We start from the raw sequence: 21,489 nt of genomic DNA on the forward strand, positions 1-21,489 counted from the left end.
GTCTGGCTGACACATTTACTGCATCATTTTTGCCCCGGATATTCAGAACTGCTCAGGTATCATGATTATTCACGTTCGCCCATGGGAATGAAGGGGCGTGCGCCCAGCACGTTTTTGTAGGCCGGACGGTAGATTCGGCTTCCCAGGGAAAGCTCTTCCAGGCGGTGGGCGCACCAGCCTGCTATCCGGCTCACGGCGAAGATGGGGGTGAACAGTTCCTCGGGAATTCCCAGCATGCTGTACACAAAACCGCTGTAGAAGTCCACGTTGGGGCTTATCACCTTTTCGTTATGCTTCACCTCGGCAAAGGCTTTGGGGCTCAGTTCCTGGATGAGCTCATAGAGGCCGTACTCCTCCTGTATTCTGCCCCCCACATTTTCCGCAAGGCTTTTCGCCTTCTCTTTCAGCAGCACCGCCCGCGGGTCACTGGCGGTGTAAATTGCATGGCCCATTCCGTAGATCAGACCTGAACCGTCGTGGGCTTTGCCCTGAAGGATCTTTTTCAGATATCCAAGCACCTCTTTCCGGTTGGACCAGTCCTGAACATTGTCTTTAATGTTATTCACCATCTCCCGCACACGGTTGCTTGCACCGCCGTGCCGGGAACCTTTGAGACTTCCCACCGCAGCGGCGATGGCAGAATATGTATCGGTGTAGGCAGAAGTCACCACATGCACGGTGAACGCTGAGTTGTTTCCCCCTCCGTGCTCAGCGTGGAGCACCAGGGCCAGATCCAGAAGCTCCGCCTCAAGGGGGGTGTATTCCCCGGTGGGACGTATCATGTGGAGAAAATTCTCGGCGGTGGAAAATCCCGGGTTTTGGGCATGGATAATCAGACTTTCATTGTTGTAGAAGCGCCGCTTCGCCTGGTAGCTGTATGCAACCATGGCGGGAAAACGGGCGATCAGCTCTATGCTCTGGCGAAGCACATTTCGGATGCTGTTTTCTTCCGGATTATCGTCATAGCTGTAGGTGCCCAGGGTTGCCATTCCCAGTTTGTTCATAATATCCGGACTGGGGCTGCGGAGTATGATGTCCTCCCAATAGCCGGGGGGCATGGTTCTCCGGCCGCCGATCAGCTTGGTAAAATCTTCATGCTGTGTCCTGGAGGGAAGACGGCCGAACAGCAGCAGATAAATCACTTCCTCGAATCCGAATCTTCCCTCACTCTGGAAGTTGTCCACAATATCCTTGATATTAATACCCCGGTACCGGAGACGCCCTTCCACGGGAATCTTTTCGTTTTCATCCAGAATATATCCGTGGACGTCACCGATTTCAGTCAGACCCACAAGCACCCCGGTTCCGTCTTCATTCCGGAGCCCCCTCTTCACGCTGTACTTTTGATACTCAGATGCATCAATCACCTGGGGGGTCTCGATGAGTACTGCATGGTCATCGAGAAATTGGGCTTCATTCATATTGAGATTCCTTCATTTTGGGATATTTATAAGTATATCACAGGGATTAATGCATGTATATACAGGCCGTTTTGCTCAGGACTTCCGGCGGTAAAACAGCTCCCTGATAATGTGATTCTTGTCCAGCCCTTTTTGTTCAAATGCCGTGGAAGGACGCCACGCAAGAGCATCAGCATAGCCGTCGTACCGGTTTTCCAGATCCGGATGGGCCCCCAGATGCTCTTTCATCCACCGGGCATAATCCTCCCAGTCGGTCACCATATAGATGTACCCGTCCATCTTCACCCGGGGCACCAGCAGATTCAGAAAATCAGTCTGAACAAGACGGCGCTTGAAATGCCGCTTTTTTGGCCATGGATCGGGAAAGAAAATATGGACACCGGAGAAGCTTTCCCGGGGGATCATATATTTCAGCACTTCCACCGCATCATGTTCGATAATCTTCAGGTTGTTCAGGCCCATGCTTTCGATCTTTGAAAGCACCGATGCAACACCCGGTACATGCACCTCGATGCCGAGGTAGTTGATGCCGGGATTGCCTGCAGCCAGTTCAAGAGTGGCATGACCCATACCGAATCCGATCTCCAGAACCACCTCACCGGGTTCGGGAAACAGCCCGGCGGGATCGGTTTCTTCCGGTCTGAAAGAAATGCCGTGGACGGGCATGAGCCTGCGGTACTCTTCCTCCCGCTTATCGCTCATCCGGCCTTTTCTTCGGACAAAGCTGCGCACCTGGCGTTTACCGCCGCCGTCGTATACCGGCTGATGTTTTGAACTCATAGTGAATTACTCCGTGTCCTGTCCGGGCATAATGTGCTCCCGGATGTAGGAATGAACTTCGTCCAGCCGCTTCATCTCCCGCATGGATTTGGCGATTCCTTCACAGCGTTCCGCGCTGAGGCCGGCGACCCCTTCTTTCAGTTTGAGAATCCGCTTCGGGTCCACGGAAAATTTTCGAATTCCCGAACCGATAAAATAGGGAAGCAGGGCCGGGTCACTGCCCGCCTCGCCGCACACCGACAGGCTGGAGATTTTATCTCCCACGGAATCGCTGATGCGCTGAATCACCCGGAGCACCGCAGGATGATAGGGTTTGTACATCTGTTCCACCCGTTCATTGGTACGGTCAACCGCCAGCAGATACATTATCAGGTCATTGGTTCCGATGGAAAGAAAATCACTGATCTCCGCCAGGTCGCCGGCAATTTCAGCAGCGGCTGGAAGTTCGATCATCGCCCCCAGACTGGGATCTTCACAGAAATCCATCTTGTCTTTTTTCAGATCCTCCATGGAACGGTACACCAGATCTCTTGCGGCAAGGTACTCTTCCACGCTGCTGATCATGGGGAACATGATTCCCACATTGTAGCCGCAGCCCGCCCGGAGAATGGCGCGTATCTGTTCGGTGAAAATATCTTCATTCCCCAGGGAAAAGCGGATGCCCCGGTAACCCAGGAAGGGGTTTGCTTCCCGGTGTTCGGGATTATAGCCGATCAGCTTATCCCCGCCCACATCCAGGGTGCGGAAGAGAACCGGTTTCTTCCCCATGGGTTCAAGCACTCTGCGGTAAATGCCCGTCTGTTCCTCTTCCGATGGGAAATCATTCCGCACCAGGAAGGGGAATTCACTGCGGTACAATCCTATGCCTTCGGCTTTCTGATCCACCGCATTCTTCACATCCTGAACCAGGTTCACATTGGCATGGATCTCCACCGAAATATTGTCGGTAGTCTTGCTCCGTTCGGGAATATCGATACGGATTGCCGGCTCGGGGAGTTCGTCGGCCTTCAGCTGGCGGAACTCATCCAGGGCGGCCTGCCGGGGGTTTACAAACAGCTTGCCCCCTTCCACATCGATCACCATGGGAACTTCATCCTCAAGCTCGAGAATTCCCAGCTCCTTCACGAAAATTGCCGGAAGATTCAGGCTTCGTGCAAGGAGGGCCACATGTGCTGTTTCTCCTCCCCCCAGCATTACCAGACCTTCCGCTTTCTCGGCGGCGAATTTCACCACCTCCGATGGGAAAATGTCCGCTGCCACGATGATCTGCCCGGAAAAATCCCGTCGGATATGATGACCCTGATAATTCAGATTTCGCACCAGCCGGTGTCCAAGATCCAGAACATCCTGGGTTTTTTCCTGAACTCTGGGATTGGACTGGGATGCGAACAGTTCAACATAATCGTTCACCACATTCTGAATGGCCTCTTCGGAACTTTTACCCTCTTCAATCTGGGTCTGCATGGCCCCGGAGAAATTCTCATCCCTGAGCATAAGCATATGGGCCGAGAAGATAATATCTGCGACTTCGGCTATGGAATCCCCCAGACTTCGCTGGATATCTTCAAGCTGCTCCTTGGTGCTGCTGAGGCTCATGGCAAAACGGGTGAGTTCTTCAGTCACCGCTTCCCGCTGATCATCCTGGCTGTGCCGTTTTTCCGCCCCGGACAAAATATTTGAATCAGCTGTAAGCAAAGGGTCATCTATATGAATGCTGCCGTCGGGTGCTTTCATCTTCCGGAAACTTTGGGCTTTTCGTCTCAGGACAAAACTTTCACCAATGCACAGTCCTCTTCCTGCCCCTATTCCCTGAATCACCGGCGGCAGTTTGACCGCATCCTGCAGTCCCCGCTCCTGGTAGAGTTCCATGAGTACTTCCGCATTTTCCAGCACCGAGGCCAGCTGGGATGCAATTGCCCTGAGAGCCCGGGTATCCTGGCGGGTGAAGTAGTTGGGTTCCTTATGCTGGAGGGTGATTACCCCGATCTTGTTCACCCCTCTTCTGATGGGTACGGCGAGAAAGGCTTCATAGTTTTCTTCCGCACTTCCGGGCACGGCCTTGAAAAAGGGACTCTGGCTGGCCTTGCCCTCCCGGATGGGCCGGATTTCCTTATAGGATATTCCGGTAATGCCTTCACCGATGGAAAGCTCAAGGGTATCGATGAGTTCGCTGTTCAGCCCCTTGGTGGCCCGGAGTATCAGACTGTCCTTATGGCTGTCATACAGGTACACCGAACACACATGGCTTCGCATATGCTGGGAGACCATCTCCACCACATCCACAAGAAATTCCTGTATGGATCCTTTTTTTTCGAAAATTGCCGTGAGCTCGGCCATATTGCAGAGAAGATCAAAACTTCTGTCATCTCTGGATTTTGATGTTTTAGTTGTTTTCTGTTTCATGTGGTTTGCACCATTCGTTCTCGTAATCGTATCTGCGGATATCTGCCCTGGGACAGTTTCCACTGTTTCATCATCATAGAGGAAAAACGTCAATTTGAGTAGTCACAGTTTCAGTTTGACACAAGCCTGTTTACCTGCCCGGCCTGCCGCCGGTTGAGTCAGCCGGCAATTGTGGACAGACGATCCCGCAGGTATTCGCTTTTTTCCTTCAGACCCACCTTGCTGGTATCAACCAGGAGAACTTCCGGCCGCTTGGGATCGATTTTCACCGCTCCTCCGCTGGTGCGGATCAGTTCCATTATTTTATTGATATTCAGCTTGGCGACCTTGGCGAAATGTACCTCCGCAGTTCCTTTCCGCTCCCGGAGCATGGAGATATTCAGATCCCGGCACAGCACCCTGATCTCCGCCAGACTGAGCAGACTTGCAACCTCTTCAGGGATGGGACCGAAACGGTCGGCGATTTCTGAGTGTACGGCGTCAAGCAGCTCCTGGGTATTCACCGCTGCAATCCGCTTGTACACCTCCATCTTCTCCATGGTGTCGGAAATGTAGCTGTCGGGGATGAATCCCGTGTACTCCATCTCCAGATACACCTCCTGAAGATCCTCTTCGCCCAGATCGCTGAGCCGCCGGATCGCCTGATCCAGAAGTTTCAGATAAAGATCAAAACCGATGCTGTAGATATCTCCGCTTTGCTGACTTCCCAGAAGATTTCCCGCACCCCGGACCTCAAGGTCCTTCATGGCAATCTTGAAGCCGGACCCCAGTTCCGTATGATCGCTGATAATCTGCAGCCGCTTCATGGCCAGCTCACTCAGGGCTCTCTGTTCCGGATAGAGCAGGTAGGCGTATGCCAGACGCCCGCTTCGCCCCACCCGTCCCCGAAGCTGATACAGCTGGCTGATGCCGTACATATCGGCCCGGTCAATAATAATGGTATTTACATTGGGGATGTTGATTCCGTTTTCAATGATGGTGGTTGCCACCAACACCTGGAAGCCCCCGTGCACAAAGCGGTGCATAATATCCTCAAGCTCGTGGGGGCTCATCTGACCGTGGGCAACATCCACCATCACTTCAGGCACCGCATTCTGGAGGAAGAGCTGGACGTTTTCCAGGGTCTCCACCCGGTTATGCAGATAGAACACCTGGCCGCCCCGTTCCACCTCATTCCGGATCGCTTTGGCAACCAGTTCTTCATTGAAGGCTTCAACATGGGTTTCTATGGGCCTTCGGTTATGGGGGGGCGTTTTCAGCAGACTCATATCACGGATTTTCAACAGACTCATGTGCAGAGTCCTGGGGATGGGGGTTGCCGACATGGTGAGACAGTCTATGCTCGCCTTCAGTTCCTTCAGCCGCTCCTTGTCCTTCACACCGAAGCGCTGCTCTTCATCTATCACCAGCAGACCCAGATTCTTGAACTGCATATCTTTCTGAATGATTCTATGGGTGCCCACCACCATATCAATCTCCCCGGAAGCAAGTCCCTCCAGGGTCTGGCGCTGATCTTTCCGGCTCACAAGACGGCTCATCATCCTGATTTTAATGGGAAATTCCGCCGCCCGTTCCAGCAGGCTTTCATAATGCTGTTCCGCCAGAATCGTGGTGGGGGCAAGAAAGGCAACCTGCCTGCCCGAGCTCACCGCTTTAAACGCCGCCCGCATGGCAATTTCAGTTTTTCCGTATCCCACATCTCCGCATACCAGCCGGTCCATGGGCACCGGCCGTTCCATATCGGCCTTCACCTCATCAATACAGCGAACCTGATCCTCCGTTTCTTCGAAAGGGAACGCAGCCTCAAACTCAATCTGCCACTCGTTATCCGGGGGGAATGCGTAGCCCGATGCCTTTTTCCGCCGGCTGTAGAGGGTGAGCAGCCTCTCGGCAAGGTCCTCCACATGTTTGGATACCTTGGATTTCCGCTTCTCCCAGCTCTTTCCCCCGATGGTATCCAGCCTGGGATCGGCGCCCTGGCTTCCGATGTAACGTTGAATCAGGTTTACCTGTTCAATGGGAACGAAAATATATTCTTCCTTGGCATATTCAAGTTTGATATAATCCCGCTCGTTCCCTCCGGCGGTGATGCGCTGGATGCCCCGGAAGCGTCCGATCCCGTGATTCACATGCACCACGTGATCGCCTTCATCCAGCTCCACAAAACTGTCGATGGCTTCGCTCTTCACCTTCTTGACAGACTTGGGCACCCGCCGTTTCCGGCCGAACACTTCGTTCTCGTGAATCACCATCACGGAAAGATCCTGAATGCTGAATCCCGATGAGATACTCTCTGCCAGAATGGTAATATCGTAGTCTTTCAGAAGATGCTCAAGACGGGAGCGCTGAACGTCCGAATCCGCAAGGAGATAGATGCTGTACCCCGCCTGAAGCATGTTTTCCAGCTCTTCCTTGAAAAAGCTGATATTGCCGAAGAAGCTCCGTGCACCCGCAGAATCAAACTGGATCTGGGATGCTGCGGGCTGAAGCTCCGCCCGGCGGCTGCGGTCTATAGGAGCCACCTCCTGAAGCAGGGGGTTCTCCTCTTCGCTGCCGAGCTGCCCGCTCACATGCTGCTCGGGATGGGCCGATTTGAGCAGGGGCATGCGCACCGGCCGGTGGATTTCATTCTCCAGGGTCTCAAGTTCAAACAGCAGCCGCTCGGGCCGGGGCAGCGGTTCGCCATGCCTCAGCTTGCGGTACATTCCCCCGTATTCACGGTGAAGACTCTCTTCCGCGCTGTAGCAGCGCTCATATTCGGCGATGAATCCGATGCTTTTCTCCCCCAGGTAATCCAGAATGCTGGCCTGCTCATCTTCGGGAAACGCCAGGGGGAAAAACCGCTCATGCCCCTCCTTTCGGGGAATAATCCACTGATCAATGATCTCTTCCCGCTGATGCCTGAGCTCCGGAAGCTGCTCCAGGCGGGAGCTGAGAACGGCAATGCGCTCCTCATCCCAGACAATTTCGCTGCTTGGGCGGATGGATATCTGTTTCAGTTCATCAATGGAACTCTGGCTTCCCGCATCGAAACGGCGGATCTGCTCGATTTCATCCCAGCCGAACACGATCCGCACCGGGTTTTCATCCCCCGCCATATACACATCGCACACCTCCCCTCTCAGGGCGAACTCCCCGGGGACCGAAACTCTCTGCACCCGCATGTAGCCCAGTTTCTCCAGAGCCCGGGCGAACTCACCGGGATCAAAACTCATCCCCCGGGAGACCTCGATGTACCCCGCCCTGAGATACCCGGGAGGCGGCAGGGGCGACAGAAAACTGCGGAGTCCGCAAAACACCACATCTATGCTTCCGTCAAGAATTCCATCCAGCACCCTGAGCCTCCGGCCGAACATAGGAGAGTTGGCGGGAACCGTGCGGTAGGGAACGGTGCCCCACCAGGGAAGAATGGCGGTGTTCAGCCCGAAACGCTCAAGGTCGTCGGAAAGAGCCTCCGCCTCCTTTTCGGTGGGCAGCACAATGAGCAGCGGTGCATTCAGACGTTCCCGGGTTTTCGCGAAAATCATGCTCAGAAGACCGCCGTGCACCCCGTAGAGGTGCAGGGGGTACATATTCTTCTGCATGGCTGCGAAAAGTTCCTTATAAGGCCGGTATGCCTTTAACAGGGGTGAAAAACTGGAATACAATAATGATTTCATTAATCCATCCGATAATGGTAGTAGTGTATATAGGGGAATTTCATGCTGATAAAACAGATTGCGCGCTTTGTACTTATGACCATAACCTTTGCCCTGGGTTCAACCCTCTGGGCCGCCGATGGTGTTGAACTGAATATCCGGCTGTATAATCAACAAATATACTTTCCCGAGGATCCGGTAGAAATCCGGGTCACCATCCGGAACGACGGCAGCGATGCGTACCGGTTCCGTCTGGCAGATGATCGGCTTCACAATATCGATTTCGATGTCCGGGATATGGACAACATGAATACTCCGCCAAGCGATAATTTTATCAGAGTGGAGGCAGGGGCGCAAAGGGTATTTTACCGGGATATTGACCTGCTGCCCGGGGAAGAATTTTCCTTCATTGAAACATTGAACGATTACCGCAGCATCTCCGACGGAATATACATGGTCCGTGCAGTTTTTTACCCCGAACTCCGTGGGGGAAGCAGCACTCAGCACAGCATCCGCTCCAACAGCCTCACTCTTTCAGTACGGGAGGGATTCCGAAGAGATGAGGCCGGCCTGATCCGTGTGGAGGAAGCGGTTGAACAGGAGCTGCAGAATGCCGCCCTTGCACCGGATGAAGTGGTGGCCTATACGCTTGAAGCGCGAATGCATTCCCGGAAGGAGCAGTTCCTTCAGTATCTTGATATCGAACGCCTGTATACAGATGAAGCCCGGAGAGAACGGGAATACACCCGAATGTCAGCCTTTGAACGAAGAAACGTTCTTCAGGAGTACCGGGATGAACTCTGGAATGCGGAGACCGGTGAAGGCATCAGCCTGATCCCCATGAAGTATGAAATCCTGCAGACCAGCTACAACCCCAACCGGGGAAGCGTGACCGTTGAACAGCGCTATGATCAGGGAGAATATATCGAAATAAAAAGATTCACATACGAACTCGAACGACGGGACGGAATTTGGTATATTGTACGCTATCAGGTCATAAATCTGGGAACCGAATAATATGAACATACTTATTGTAAGCCCCGAACCCTCAGACAGGGATAAACTTCAAAATCTCCTCCGGGATTTTCAGCGGGATGATGTGCATCTATTCCAGTATTTTCACCCCCTGAAAGCCATCGACAACCTCGATGAAATTGCCCCGGACTACATCTTCTGGAGCGTCACCGACTTCCCCCTGCACTGGAAAACCTGCATCCCCATCTGCCGGGAAACACCGGAGCTGGAACATGTGGGAATGATACTCTATTCCGGACAGCAAATAGAATCCAAGGAACAGGACAAGGCCGCCGCACTGGCGGTTATCGCTATTATCCAGCAGGGACTGGACGGCCCCGAAACCCCTGATGTTCTCACAGAAATTCTTCCACGGCGCATCAGTGAAGCCCCCGCCACAGGGCTGGATCTCCCCTACACCGGACCCGGCGGAGAACCGGCGGCTGCCAGCCTTCCCGGAGAGTATCGCCCCTCCCAGGATGAACCCATCACCCTGCTGATGACCCATCCGCTGAGTCTGAAACTCCTGAAAGCCAGAGTCCTGGAACTCAGTCCCGATTACCTCTGTCTCAGCGGATTGGGAGAAAACGATCTGAAGAATCTGCCCTCGGGATGCATTTTCAAAGGCTGCAGACTGAAAATCAGGGACTACCGCATCACTCTGGATCTGAGGCTGGGAGAGACCGGAACACAGACCGAAATGCTGATCCAGGAACCCGGCGGAGAGTATCTGCAGGTTCTGCATCAGCTTCTCCATGTTCCGGCCTGAAATCTCCGCACAGGCTGAAGCTGGCGAACTGCTAAAACTCCTGCAATAATATCAACTCTTCAGTTTGTTCCGCCGGCGAAGATATATTACAATGTTTTCAGAAGGGAGGATGATCATGCGATACTTAACATGGTTCCCGGTGGAACAGCAGCTGCCTCAGATAAGCAGTGTACCTGATTATGAAAACAAGGGTATAGAATATCAGGGCTCCCCCCGCAAGCACCCCTATGATTCCCAGCGGATTCTGCTATTGGCACACCTCTTCGAAAAAGAGCAGCAGATCTGTTACGATTTCTCTCTCAACGATGTACTCCATATCGAAGAGCTGGAAAATGTGGTCAGCTTTGAAGGCGAATCCATCCGGCTGCTGAGGATTTGGGTACGCAAAGGCTCACAGGCGTTTCAGCTCACCCCCATGGAAGTCCATTGATATCCAGGGGCAGTGCACCAAAGCTTGTAAAACAGCCTGATTCGACAACGGCGGATGAAAACCGCCGCCAGCGATGGCGGTGGGCCTAAAGTGCAGCGCTATATATGCCCCCGAAAAAGCAGCGAAAACACTCTTCACAAGCTTCTGTGCACTGACTAAATTTTCCCAAAAACCATATTGACAGTTTTTTTCCAATCCTGTACATTCACCTTCGTCGTCAAGACGTTCCCCTGTAGCTCAGCTGGTAGAGCAAATGACTGTTAATCATTGGGTCGTTGGTTCGAGTCCAACCGGGGGAGCTAAAAAAGATCGGTTACCGAAAGGTGACCGATCATTTTTTATGTCCAACACTGGACTCGAAGCTCCCGAAAGGCGCGAACGCTGTGAGCGCGCATCTTCAGGATGAAGATGCAGTGAGGGGGACGGCCTGCAGCGAAGCCACAGGACGTGGCTGAGTGGAAGGCGAGTCCAACCGGGGGAGTAAAAAAAAGCTGTTCGGGTTTATCCCGGACAGCTTTTTTTATTTTCGCAGAAGATGGACTCGAAGCTCCCGAACGGCGCGAACACTGTGAGCGCGCATCTTCAGGATGAAGATGCAGTGAGGGGGACGGCCTGTAACGAAGCCACAGGACGTGGCTGAGTGGAAGGCGAGTCCAACCGGGGGAGTAAAAAAAAGCTGTTCGGGTTTATCCCGGACAGCTTTTTTTATTTTCGCAGAAGATGGACTCGAAGCTCCCGAACGGCGCGAACACTGTGAGCGCGCATCTTCAGGATGAAGATGCAGTGAGGGGGACGGCCTGTAACGAAGCCACAGGACGTGGCTGAGTGGAAGGCGAGTCCAACCGGGGGAGTAAAAAAAAGCTGTTCGGGTTTATCCCGGACAGCTTTTTTTATTTTCTCACATGATGGACTCGAAGCTCCCGAACGGCGCGAACGCTGTGAGCGCGCATCTTCAGGATGAAGATGCAGTGAGGGGGACGGCCTGCAGCGAAGCCACAGGACGTGGCTGAGTGGAAGGCGAGTCCAACCGGGGGAGTAAAAAAAAGCTGTTCGGGTTTATCCCGGACAGCTTTTTTTATTTTCGCAGAAGATGGACTCGAAGCTCCCGAACGGCGCGAACACTGTGAGCGCGCATCTTCAGGATGAAGATGCAGTGAGGGGGACGGCCTGCAGCGAAGCCACAGGACGTGGCTGAGTGGAAGGCGAGTCCAACCGGGGGAGCTAACAAAATCCCATATGCTGCTAAGCATGTGGGATTTTTTTATACTCATACAAGGTGGACTCGAAACCATATCGTGCGTACCGCAGCGGCATGGGCCGATGCGAGTAACGTATGAAAGATCCCGGGTGCGAACGCTGTGAGGGTGTATCCGGATTACTGTACCTGAGGGCTTTCAACCTGTTCTATGAGAATCTCCAGCCCGAACACGGCATATTTTTCCAGATACTCCGCCCCGCCTTCGGGAGTTTCGCCCAGGAAATTTCTGTACCAGTCAAGAAGGCGGTACTGATCCAGACTCATCAGCACGGTATCGGGATTTTTGCCCCGGGACTGTGCTTCATGAAGCTGTCGGTATATTTCGGCTATCAGTTCTTCCGGCCGGATTGTGGTTTCCATTGTCTGTAATAATACACCCTCCGGAGTATTCCATCCAGAGGGCGGGATTCAGTCTGTATCAGAATGCACATACCTATTTGAGAATAAAATCCAGCAGGTTGTATTTTTGAAAGATGGATACGGTGATGAGAGAGACAACCGCCATAATTTTGATAAGGATGTCCAGAGAGGGGCCGACGGTGTCTTTCAGCGGATCGCCCACAGTATCGCCGATTACCGCCGCAGAATGAGCCTCTGAACCTTTTCCTCCGTGGTGGCCCTGTTCTATGTACTTTTTCGCATTATCCCAGGCTCCCCCGGAATTGGCGGTGAACAGAGCCAGCATGATGGCGCTCAAGGTGGTTCCGATGAGCAGTCCCCCCACGAAATCCGGTCCAAGGAGAAAACCCGTGACGATGGGGGTGAGCACGGCAATGAGAGCCGGAACTTTCATTTCAGAGATAGCCCCGGCAGAACTGATTTCTATGCATTCCCGATAGTTAGGTTTTTCTTCTCCGGTGAGGATCAGGGGATTTTCCTTGAACTGCTTCCGCACTTCCTGAACCATTTTCCTGGCGGCATTGGCCACCGCATCGATGAGAATACCGCTGAACAGATAGGGAAGCGCCGCGCCCACCAGGGCTCCGGCAAGGATCAGAGGATTGATCATGTTGAGCACCAGGCCGGTGAAATCCCCGGCAGTCTGGGGGCCCACCTGGCTGTATAGAAAGCTGGCAAAAAGGCTCAGGGCGGCCAGCGCCGCAGAGCCGATGGCGAAGCCTTTGCCGATTGCCGCAGTGGTATTGCCCACGGAGTCCAGCTCATCGGTGATTTCCCGCACCCGTGGCGCCAGTTTCGCCATTTCGCTGATTCCTCCGGCGTTGTCGGCTATGGGGCCGTATGTGTCCACGCTGACGGTTGAAACGACGAAGCTCAGCATGCCGATGGCCGCCATCGCCACACCGTACAGCCCTGCCAGGGAGTGTGCACCGATTACCGCGAGGCTGAGCACCAGCAGGGGCCAGAATGTTGATCTCATCCCTGCAGCCAGGCCCTGGGTGATGTTCAGGGCGGTACCTTCCCGGCTTGCCTGGGATATTTTTTTGGTGGGTTTGAAATGATAGCTGGTGAAATGCTCAGCAAGCTGACCGATAAGGATTCCGGTTGCAATTCCCAGAACCGCCGCAAGCCAGGGACTTATCCAGCCGGCCGCGAACCCGATCACTTCAAGCTGGGCTGAAGCGGAGCCGCCGAATATATACCAGGTAAGAACGGCGGTGGATACGAGAGTGATCGCCGCCGAGCTGAACACCGAGACATTCAGCTCCCGGTGGGGGTTTTCTCCGGTTTTCTTCACAAGTAGGAAGAGGATGCCGAGAATACTTCCCAGAATGCCCAGAGCGGCGAAAAACAGGGGGTAATTCAGCATATTTGTCATAAGGTTATTACTGAACTCAATTCCCTGGGAAATGTTCGTATAGTACATATATGCAGTGAGAACCACGCTGGAGATAATGGCACCCACATAGCTTTCCAGCAGGTCGGCGCCCAGACCGGCGACATCTCCCACATTGTCCCCCACGTTGTCTGCAATGGTTGCGGGATTTCTGGGGTCATCCTCCGGGATATGAGCTTCGGTTTTCCCCACCAGGTCTGCTCCCATGTCCGCAGCTTTGGTGTAGATTCCTCCGCCCACCCGGTCGAACATGGCAATTACCGAACAGCCCAGGGCGTACCCGGAAACGGTCATGGTGAAGGGGATAAAGTTTACTCCCAATGCATTCTGGATGATTTTCATGTTGGCGGGGTCAGTCTGGCCCAGAATTTTTCCGAAGATCAGGTAGATCAGCAGAAGTCCCAAAAGGGAAAAGCCCCCAACGCTGAGCCCCATGACGCTTCCGCCCCGGAAGGCAACTTTCAGAGTATCTCCAAGTTTTTCGGTGAGACGGGCCTTGTTGGATACCCGCACATTTGAGAGGGTGGCAATTTTCATGCCGATCCAGCCGGCAGTGGCTGACATGAGGGCGCCGAGTATGAACGTAACGCCGGTGTACCAGCTGACCAGAAGGCTAAGGGCGATGGCAATGAATACGGCAATGGAAAAGATCACCTTGTATTCATGCCGGATAAACGCATCGGCCCCGTCCTGGATGGCCGCCGCTATCTCTTTCATTGCTTCCGTGCCGGCATCCATCCGCCGTACACCGTAATAATTGATGGCAGCAAAGCTCAACGCTGCAACAATTCCAACAATTACCAGTCCAAACATCGCGGTCCCCTTCGCATCGAAATTTTCCGGCTGATGACTGACATGCTGCGGTCACCGGGGATGAGGTACATTACCCCGGCATGCAAATTGCCGTATACTGGGTAAAATGATAGCATTGCCTCAATACCCTTGCAATGTTTTTCCATGCAGGGAATAGCTGAAATAAGGATATATCATCATGCAGGATATACGGATACGGAATGATATCTCGGCAAGTGCATCACCGCTGCTGGATGAGCTCAATGAATTTCACAACGGCCTTGAGGATTTCACCCCAGTGGACCGGGCGGTTCTGATGTTCATTCAGCGGGGCGGCAGAGGCAACCAGGGCGAACTTCTGCTCATCGAGAAAAAGCGGGGCCTGGGAGCGGGCAAATACAACGGTCCCGGGGCAAACTGGAAGCCGGAGAGAGTTTTCGTCAGGCAGCCATACGGGAATGCCGGGAGGAGGTGGGCCTCACCCCCGTCGATCCGGAACTCCGGGGAAGGCTGTTTTTCACCTTCAGCGACGGATACCGGATGTACGGTGAAGTTTTCTGGGCATATGACTGGTCGGGTGAAGAGACTGAAACCGATGAAGCCCGGCCGTTCTGGCAGAGCGCCGCGGACCTGCCCTATGAGAACATGTGGGCGGATGACAGGCTTTGGATGCCCCAGGCCCTTCTGGGGAATCATTTCTCGGCGGCCTTTTATTTTGATGAAGATGAGCTCATCAGTTCACGAATGGATATTGATTTCCGCTCAGGTCCGCCTGCCATGCCCCGGCGGGATGGGGTTCTGCTCTATGAATCTGGCAAGGATAAACAGCAGATCTGACAGCCGATTAATATAATTCTGCACAAGACGGTAGTATTCGGTGGAAAGGCTCTGCATGAACGAGATGAAGTGCCGCTCAACTCTGCGGCACACGGTGCGAGCAACATCCAGCCGGGCGCTTCGCTCATCGTCCCCGGGGATAATAAAGCCGTCCAGCCTGATGTGAGCAATATACCGTTCCTCGCTGGTTTCCAGTCCGGCGATTATCTCATTGAGATAGTCCACCCAGGCATGCTCATCCTTATCCAGAGGGCGTATTTTGTTGATGCCGCTCAGGGGGGTTGCGATCAGGGCGGAAATATTCTGAAGTTCTTTCTGTATCTCCCTGATTCTGCTTTTCAGCTGGCCGTGGAGCTGCAGGGTGTCAGCCTGGTTTTTCTCCCCGCCGGGTTTTTCACGGCGGGAGTTCTCCCGGGCGGGCTTTTCCGGAATTCCCTGTTCTCCGGGTTCGGCAAGGGCTGCCCGAGCCATCCCGATAACCGAGACCAGTTCATCTATCTCCCCCAGCACGGTGAAGACCGGCTCGGATTTATACCGGCGCTCCCCGCCGAAAAGACTGCTTTTCCCGGTATCCCCTCCCCGGGTTGTAATCATGGAAAAATCTATTGCCACACATCCCTCCTTGAGGTCCTTCGGGAAGAAAGACCATATGTGTACTGCTGCAATATACCCAGCTGAGATGAGAAAGCAAGAGTGGAATGTAAAAAAAGCACCGGCCTGAGAGGCTGGGGATCTATACGTGATTTCCCTGATAATCCTGGATCTTGGACATGGTCCGCAGTTTCTTCATGGCCTTTTCCTGAATCTGACGCACCCGCTCCCTGGTTATTCCAAGATACTTCCCCGTCTCTTCCAGGGTGAACGGACCTTCTCCGGCAAGTCCGAAGCGAAGCTGAATAATCTTCATTTCCCGTTCCGAAAGCTGGCGCAATACTTCATCCAGAGTATCCTGCAGAGTGAGGTGAAATACCCTGTCGAAGGGTTCTTCTGAATTGCTGTCCATGATCAGATCCGCAAGGGTGGTCATGTTATCGTCATCAACGGTGGTATCCAGGGATGCCGTCTCCTGACTGAGCTTCATAATATCCCGGATTTTGTCCGGGGGAAATTCAAGGTATTCGGAAAGCTCATGAACATCCGGATCCCGCCCCAGTTCCTGGGTGAGATGTTTGGCAACGAAATAGCATTTTTTAATGGTATTCAGCATGTGGATGGGGATGCGGATCACCCGGCCCTTGTCTGCCAGGCTTTTGATGATAGCCTGCCGGATCCACCAGGTCCCGTATGTGGAAAATCTGCATCCTTTGGTGTAATCGAAGCGTTCAACCGCTTCAATGAGTCCGATGTTTCCTTCGTCAATCAGATCCAGCAGGGATAATCCCCGGTGCTGAAATTTCTTGGCGATGGAGACCACCAGGCGGAGATTGGCGTTGATCATCTTGTTTTTATAAAAACGGAACATCTCTTCCGTCTCATCAAGCATGCGCTGGTCAACGGAGTCGTCTTCGTTCTGCAGTGCTTCCCTGAGTACGGCCATCTCTTCACGCTTCCGTGCGATCTTTTCTCCGAGATCCTTTTCTTCATGAACTGTCAGAAGGGGATAGTGGGCAATCTGCTTCAGATAAAGAGCCAGCAGATCGGTATCGTAGCCTCCGGGAGTTGCCTGTTCGTCCTGATTTAATCGTGTGGAGGGATCAGCCTGTGCAAGTGCATTATTCATATTGTACCTTCCATTCTCTCGAGAGGTTTTGAAACATCCTTGTTCCAAGGGGACAAGTACCTTAAGGCTAAGTGTAATTCATAAAACTTCAAAGTCCAGGGAAAACACAGTTTTTTTCCATAAAATAACAGGTTTTTCACAATATATGCACCAATCAGCGGGGGGCGGTGTTGGGATCCAGATATCTGCCTTCCTTCCAGACGCTGAAATATACCTGTACATCCGGCAGAAGAGGACTTGCCCCAAGTTCACCGATCAGCTGCCCGGTGGTCAAATCGTCTCCCTGATTGACAAAGAGTCGCCTGTTTCCCCCGTAAATATAGATATACCCCCGGGGGTTCTGAACAAACACCACATTCCCCAGGGTTGAATGGGGACCGCTGTATACCACCCGGCCGGGGCCCACGGAATTGATGGCATCTCCGGGGTTTCCCTTGATCACAATGCCGGGAAATTTCCCGGCAAAGCTGTAGCGTTCCCCTTCGTGGGGCCAATACAGTCCGTCGCCCCCGCTGCTGGGTTCACTGGTGAGAATGGTTCCTTCCCGGGCGGGCTGGTCGCCCCCGGAGGAAGCGGAGTTCTGATCGTCTTCCGATGTGCCGGCTTCCGCTGCAGGAGAATCGTTGCCGTTATCTGCTGTGCGGGTCTCTTCTTCCGGGTTCGCTGTAAGTGCCCGGACTCTGATTATCTGTCCCGGCTTAATAATGCTGTCTTCCTGAATATTATTAATGCGCAGAAGTTCTTCCATGCTCATGCCGGTTCGCCGGGAGATACTGAACAGAGTATCGCCCACAAGAATTTCATAATCACTCAGCGGGTATTCGGGTGAGGACTGCTCGGGAATCTCCAGAGTCTGTCCCACTTTGAGGTTACGAACATCATCAATGCCGTTGATGCTCATGAGGGTATTCAGTTCTATATTGTAACTGCGGGAAATTGAATAGAGGGTATCTCCGGACTTCACCGTATATTCTATTTCCTCAGCCACCGCCGTGGAAGAGGAAAGAAGTATCAAACTAAGCAGTACAGCTGTCGTACCAAGGTTTCGGGGCATGTAAAGTCCTCCTGGCGTCTCGTGAATAACTTCGGCAGAAATAGGCCACAAATCAAGTTCCAGTTGTACTAAAATAGGCTGGGAGATGTACATGGAAAACCTTTCGCTGATCATCATTGAGGACGACGCCATCATCGGTATGGATCTGAAAAGACGCTTGAACAAGATGGGAATTCTATCGGTGCAGATTTTTGCCAATGCCCAGAAAGCCCTGCAGCAGCTGCGGAATGAAAGCTGTGATCTGGTTCTCATGGATATCGGTCTCCCCGGGGAAATGGACGGTGTGGATGCCGCAGCAATTATCCGCCAGCAGTACCATATTCCCGTTGTGTTTGTCACCGGATTTGCAGATGAGAAAACACTGAACCGGGCCCGCCTGGCCGAACCCGCCGGCTTCATTCTTAAACCGTTCAAGGAACATGAAATTTACGCCACCATCACCATTTCCATTTACCGCAACCGGATGGAAGGTCGACTGCGGTCCCAGCAGGAAATGCAGGGGGAAATTCTCAATCACATTCAGGACGGAATTATAACCGTCGGGTCCGATTATCTGATCCGCTATACCAATCCCAAGTCCGAAAAGATGCTGGCTGTAGACAGCTATGGAAGTGAAAAGGAGCTGGGACATTACTCGGATGAGCTGAAGAGCTTCTGTCAGGAGCTGACGGGGAAGGAAGAAGGGTACACCAGGACCTGGGACAACTACCTGCTGAATCTCCGGCAGGGTATTCGGATTGTTGATATTTCCATCACCAAAATTCATCTGCCGCCCGAAGCCCAGCGGGAGGAGGATCGGGGATTTCTGGTGGTTCTTCATGATAAAACCCAGCTCAAAACCATGGAAGCCCAGGTTGCATATCATGAGTCCCACGACCGCCTTACCGGACTGCTGAACAGGAGTGAATTTCAGGCGATTCTGGAGCAGGAGCTGGAAAACGGACTTGAAGATTCCCGGCATCGCAGCCTGGTTTTTTTTGACATAGATCAGTTTACCCTTCTCAACGAAATCAGCGGTCATCTGGCAGGGGATGAATTACTGAAGCAGATCTCCAAACGTCTGGAGGTATATTTTGAAACCTCACCGGCGATTTCCCGTCTGGGAGATGATGAGTTTGCAGTGATTCTCCAGGGGGACAGCCCCGGGAACATGGAAAAACAGGTCAAGGGGTTTTTAAAGGAGTTGAACCGGGAGAAGTTCAACTTTCAGGACTCACAGTTCCCCCTGAGCATCACCGCAGGCATGTGCCACTTCTCGCGGGAGCTTCTGAACTCCCACCTTCTGCTCAGTATCGCCATCGACGCGAACATTCTGGCCAAGGGCGAACAGGGCACCACCTTCAAGGTGCTCACCCTGGAAGACGAAGTGCTGATGAAGCGCAGGGGTGAACTCCGCTGGATATCCACCATAACCGACTCCCTGGAGCAGAACCGATTCCTCCTCTACTTCCAGCCCATCATTCCCCTTCAGAAGAACACGGGGCTGGTTAACAAGGTGGAAATACTGATCCGCATGCTGGATGAGAACAATGAACTTGTCCCTCCTGGAGATTTTATCCCCGCTGCGGAACGGTATAATCTCATGCACCTTGTTGACCGATGGGTGATTCACCGGCTGCTGAGCAATTTCGCCCAGGCAGAGAAGGCGGTGGGAGTGGAATGTCCCATCTTCTGCATCAATCTGTCCGGGGCTTCCATGCTCAGCAGCGATCTGGATATATTCATCAGCTCGGAAATTGAACGCTACGACATCGATCCGAAACGGATCTGTTTCGAAATAACCGAGACATCGGCCATTTCCAACATGTCCAACGCCACCACCCTGATTTCCAGCCTGCGAAGCTACGGATGTCTGTTCGCCCTGGATGACTTCGGCAACGGATTTTCCAATTTCAATTACCTGCGCTACCTTGAGGTCGACTATTTGAAAATCGACGGAAGTTTCGTCCGCAACATGGATACCAATCCCATCAGCCGGGCCATGGTTGAGGCGATCAACAGTCTCTCACAGGCTGTGAACAAGAAAACCATTGCCGAGTTCGTGAGCAACCCCCAAATTCTGCGGATTCTCACCGATATCGGGGTACATTACGGACAAGGCTACGCCATCGGAAAACCCCGGGCGTTACTGGAAAATTAAGGTAAAAATCAGCAGGGGGAAATGATATGGAACATATCAGTCTGGAGAATCACCGGCAGATCATGTCTGAACTGCTGCACCGGGTGAAAAACAATTTTCAACTGATTCTGAGCCTGGTGAATTTGCAGAATGATTTCGGCAAGGATCTGAGCCGGGACGAAAGCAGCAACCGGCTGCTCAGCAGGGTGCATGCGGTGGCATCCATTCAGGAGCTGGTGTACAGCTATCAAACCTCCCCCGCTTTCATTCCCAGTGAAATGCAGGAAGGCCGGCAGTACATGTATTTCCCTGATCTGCTGGATAAGAATATTCATTTTCTAACCGGACTCTACGGGGATGGTCTATCAATGGAAGGCATTACAGTCGATGCCGTTCCTGCACTTCTGGAGAGCCACGATGCGGTGGCCATGGCCATCATTGTGAACGAGCTCATACTGAATGCCCTGTGTCACGGCATTCCCGGGAACAATCCCTCGTCGTTTTCCCTGAAGATCATCTGTGAAGCCGATGACCGGGAGTACCGCCTTCTCCTGGAGCAGAAGGGGAACAGCTGCCCGGTTGAAGAAGGCCTTCCCGCCGAACAGAGAATGGGTACCATGCTCATAGAAAATTATGCCGCCCAGATCGAGGGAAAAGCGGAATATCGGCCCCTTCCCCGGGGGCTGGATATTCTTCTCAGCTTCCCTTCCCGGCGTTTTGTGCGATGAATATGGGTTTCTGACTTTCTGCATGGGCGGGTGAACCGTCGAAATCGTCAAAAATTTCCCTGATCTGAAACCCGCAGCGTTCCAGCCAGGCCGATATCTCATGAATTTCATACACACGCTGAACGTGCAGCTCACTGAGCCGCTTCCCGCCGTGGTGGATGGTGAAGCGGGTTTTTCCCAGTCCCTTCCGGCGGTTGAATCTGGTGTCCTGGGTGATGTAGCCCCCGGGAATCTCTATGGTTTCCCGTACTCCGTGGTAGACCCGGTATATCTCCGGGGTGTTCATATCGAACATCAGGATGCCGCCTTCCGGCAGCTGACCGCCGAGATGGGTAAAGAGGGCCTGCAGATCCTCTTTTTCCAGAAGATAATTGATCACATCGTAGGCCATGAATGCCATGGCGGCCGGGGCGGGAAATCGGGTATGGACAATGTCGCCCTGAATGAAAACCGGGGGATTTTCCAGCCCTTCAGCTGCATCCCGGGCCTGCGCCAGCATCTCGGCACTTACGTCGATACCGAACACCGGGTACCCCCGTCCGGCCAGCTCGATGCTCATGAACCCGGTGCCGCATCCCAGGTCCCCCACCCCCCGCTGCCGGGAGGCCCTGGCAGCTTCTGTGTACCAGTTGTCGATCAGCTTGAGATAATCCAGGGAGTACTCCTGCCAATGATGGCGGTAGTAGCTGCTGAGATGGGTATAGGGTCGTATTGATTCATTGTTCATTAGC

16 protein-coding genes and 1 tRNA gene are annotated in these 21,489 nt (G+C 53.2%); 7 read left to right on the plus strand and 10 right to left on the minus strand.

The features are described 5' to 3' along the window. Positions 1 to 65 precede the first annotated feature (65 nt). The 4 genes from L21SP2_RS09965 to mfd form a co-directional block, all read right to left on the minus strand. On the minus strand, positions 66 to 1,421 hold the full coding sequence (locus tag L21SP2_RS09965; protein ID WP_024268376.1) for a citrate synthase: 1,356 nt from the start codon (positions 1,419 to 1,421) through the stop codon (positions 66 to 68). A 75-nt stretch (positions 1,422 to 1,496) separates the two neighbouring features. Next, a complete protein-coding gene (gene trmB, locus L21SP2_RS09970; protein ID WP_024268377.1) occupies positions 1,497 to 2,201 on the minus strand; it encodes a tRNA (guanosine(46)-N7)-methyltransferase TrmB in 705 nt (234 codons plus the stop codon). Between the two features lie 6 nt (positions 2,202 to 2,207). Then, positions 2,208 to 4,604 carry a phosphoenolpyruvate--protein phosphotransferase gene (ptsP, locus tag L21SP2_RS09975; protein ID WP_024268378.1) on the minus strand — a complete coding sequence of 799 codons (2,397 nt, stop codon included), beginning with the start codon at positions 4,602 to 4,604 and terminating at the stop codon, positions 2,208 to 2,210. Between the two features lie 158 nt (positions 4,605 to 4,762). Continuing rightward, complete coding sequence (gene mfd / locus L21SP2_RS09980) at positions 4,763 to 8,263, minus strand: transcription-repair coupling factor (RefSeq protein WP_024268379.1); 3,501 nt, start codon at positions 8,261 to 8,263, stop codon at positions 4,763 to 4,765. Positions 8,264 to 8,305: 42 nt separating this feature from the next. On the opposite strand from mfd, the gene L21SP2_RS09985 reads away from it, so the two are divergent. The 4 genes from L21SP2_RS09985 to L21SP2_RS10000 all read left to right on the plus strand — a co-directional run bounded on the left by L21SP2_RS09985 (position 8,306) and on the right by L21SP2_RS10000 (position 10,754). Next, on the plus strand, positions 8,306 to 9,259 hold the full coding sequence (locus L21SP2_RS09985; protein ID WP_024268380.1) for a hypothetical protein: 954 nt from the start codon (positions 8,306 to 8,308) through the stop codon (positions 9,257 to 9,259). Between the two features lies 1 nt (position 9,260). Continuing rightward, positions 9,261 to 10,025 carry a hypothetical protein gene (locus L21SP2_RS09990; RefSeq protein WP_024268381.1) on the plus strand — a complete coding sequence of 255 codons (765 nt, stop codon included), beginning with the start codon at positions 9,261 to 9,263 and terminating at the stop codon, positions 10,023 to 10,025. A gap of 115 nt (positions 10,026 to 10,140) precedes the next feature. After that, positions 10,141 to 10,455, plus strand: coding sequence for a hypothetical protein (locus L21SP2_RS09995; RefSeq protein WP_024268382.1), 315 nt, complete (start codon positions 10,141 to 10,143; stop codon positions 10,453 to 10,455). A gap of 226 nt (positions 10,456 to 10,681) precedes the next feature. Continuing rightward, positions 10,682 to 10,754: transfer RNA gene (locus tag L21SP2_RS10000), tRNA-Asn, on the plus strand. A 1,076-nt stretch (positions 10,755 to 11,830) separates the two neighbouring features. Here L21SP2_RS10000 and L21SP2_RS10005 read toward each other — a convergent pair. Then, on the minus strand, positions 11,831 to 12,073 hold the full coding sequence (locus tag L21SP2_RS10005) for a hypothetical protein (protein ID WP_024268384.1): 243 nt from the start codon (positions 12,071 to 12,073) through the stop codon (positions 11,831 to 11,833). Between the two features lie 73 nt (positions 12,074 to 12,146). Continuing rightward, a complete protein-coding gene (locus L21SP2_RS10010; RefSeq protein WP_024268385.1) occupies positions 12,147 to 14,321 on the minus strand; it encodes a sodium-translocating pyrophosphatase in 2,175 nt (724 codons plus the stop codon). 396 nt (positions 14,322 to 14,717) lie between these two features. On the opposite strand from L21SP2_RS10010, the gene L21SP2_RS10015 reads away from it, so the two are divergent. Then, a complete protein-coding gene (locus L21SP2_RS10015) occupies positions 14,718 to 15,137 on the plus strand; it encodes an 8-oxo-dGTP diphosphatase (protein WP_341871932.1) in 420 nt (139 codons plus the stop codon). Here L21SP2_RS10015 and L21SP2_RS10020 read toward each other — a convergent pair. From L21SP2_RS10020 to L21SP2_RS10030, 3 genes are all read right to left on the minus strand, one after another. Then, a complete protein-coding gene (locus tag L21SP2_RS10020; RefSeq protein ID WP_024268387.1) occupies positions 15,063 to 15,749 on the minus strand; it encodes an ATP:cob(I)alamin adenosyltransferase in 687 nt (228 codons plus the stop codon). The two genes, L21SP2_RS10015 and L21SP2_RS10020, sit on opposite strands and share 75 nt — an antisense overlap. Before the next feature lie 121 nt (positions 15,750 to 15,870). Next, complete coding sequence (locus L21SP2_RS10025) at positions 15,871 to 16,857, minus strand: sigma-70 family RNA polymerase sigma factor (RefSeq protein ID WP_024268388.1); 987 nt, start codon at positions 16,855 to 16,857, stop codon at positions 15,871 to 15,873. Positions 16,858 to 17,011: 154 nt separating this feature from the next. After that, complete coding sequence (locus L21SP2_RS10030) at positions 17,012 to 17,911, minus strand: M23 family metallopeptidase (protein WP_024268389.1); 900 nt, start codon at positions 17,909 to 17,911, stop codon at positions 17,012 to 17,014. 91 nt (positions 17,912 to 18,002) lie between these two features. Between L21SP2_RS10030 and L21SP2_RS10035 the strand changes: the two genes are divergently transcribed. After that, a complete protein-coding gene (locus tag L21SP2_RS10035) occupies positions 18,003 to 20,051 on the plus strand; it encodes a two-component system response regulator (RefSeq protein ID WP_024268390.1) in 2,049 nt (682 codons plus the stop codon). A 26-nt stretch (positions 20,052 to 20,077) separates the two neighbouring features. Further along, complete coding sequence (locus tag L21SP2_RS10040) at positions 20,078 to 20,758, plus strand: sensor histidine kinase (RefSeq protein WP_024268391.1); 681 nt, start codon at positions 20,078 to 20,080, stop codon at positions 20,756 to 20,758. Here the strand turns inward: L21SP2_RS10040 and L21SP2_RS10045 are convergent. Continuing rightward, positions 20,727 to 21,485 carry a class I SAM-dependent methyltransferase gene (locus L21SP2_RS10045; RefSeq protein WP_024268392.1) on the minus strand — a complete coding sequence of 253 codons (759 nt, stop codon included), beginning with the start codon at positions 21,483 to 21,485 and terminating at the stop codon, positions 20,727 to 20,729. The genes L21SP2_RS10040 and L21SP2_RS10045 overlap by 32 nt on opposite strands. Positions 21,486 to 21,489: the final 4 nt, after the last annotated feature.

Source organism: Salinispira pacifica, from assembly GCF_000507245.1.
Lineage (GTDB): Bacteria > Spirochaetota > Spirochaetia > DSM-27196 > Salinispiraceae > Salinispira > Salinispira pacifica.

What these genes read in the sequence shown, in the direction of transcription:
- L21SP2_RS09965 (WP_024268376.1), bottom strand. Translation starts at nt 1,421, where the DNA reads ATGAATGAAGCCCAATTTCTCGATGACCATGCAGTACTCATCGAGACC.
- trmB (WP_024268377.1), bottom strand. Translation starts at nt 2,201, where the DNA reads ATGAGTTCAAAACATCAGCCGGTATACGACGGCGGCGGTAAACGCCAG.
- ptsP (WP_024268378.1), bottom strand. Translation starts at nt 4,604, where the DNA reads ATGAAACAGAAAACAACTAAAACATCAAAATCCAGAGATGACAGAAGT.
- mfd (WP_024268379.1), bottom strand. Translation starts at nt 8,263, where the DNA reads ATGAAATCATTATTGTATTCCAGTTTTTCACCCCTGTTAAAGGCATAC.
- L21SP2_RS09985 (WP_024268380.1), top strand. Translation starts at nt 8,306, where the DNA reads ATGCTGATAAAACAGATTGCGCGCTTTGTACTTATGACCATAACCTTT.
- L21SP2_RS09990 (WP_024268381.1), top strand. Translation starts at nt 9,261, where the DNA reads ATGAACATACTTATTGTAAGCCCCGAACCCTCAGACAGGGATAAACTT.
- L21SP2_RS09995 (WP_024268382.1), top strand. Translation starts at nt 10,141, where the DNA reads ATGCGATACTTAACATGGTTCCCGGTGGAACAGCAGCTGCCTCAGATA.
- L21SP2_RS10005 (WP_024268384.1), bottom strand. Translation starts at nt 12,073, where the DNA reads ATGGAAACCACAATCCGGCCGGAAGAACTGATAGCCGAAATATACCGA.
- L21SP2_RS10010 (WP_024268385.1), bottom strand. Translation starts at nt 14,321, where the DNA reads ATGTTTGGACTGGTAATTGTTGGAATTGTTGCAGCGTTGAGCTTTGCT.
- L21SP2_RS10025 (WP_024268388.1), bottom strand. Translation starts at nt 16,857, where the DNA reads ATGAATAATGCACTTGCACAGGCTGATCCCTCCACACGATTAAATCAG.
- L21SP2_RS10030 (WP_024268389.1), bottom strand. Translation starts at nt 17,911, where the DNA reads ATGCCCCGAAACCTTGGTACGACAGCTGTACTGCTTAGTTTGATACTT.
- L21SP2_RS10035 (WP_024268390.1), top strand. Translation starts at nt 18,003, where the DNA reads ATGGAAAACCTTTCGCTGATCATCATTGAGGACGACGCCATCATCGGT.
- L21SP2_RS10040 (WP_024268391.1), top strand. Translation starts at nt 20,078, where the DNA reads ATGGAACATATCAGTCTGGAGAATCACCGGCAGATCATGTCTGAACTG.
- L21SP2_RS10045 (WP_024268392.1), bottom strand. Translation starts at nt 21,485, where the DNA reads ATGAACAATGAATCAATACGACCCTATACCCATCTCAGCAGCTACTAC.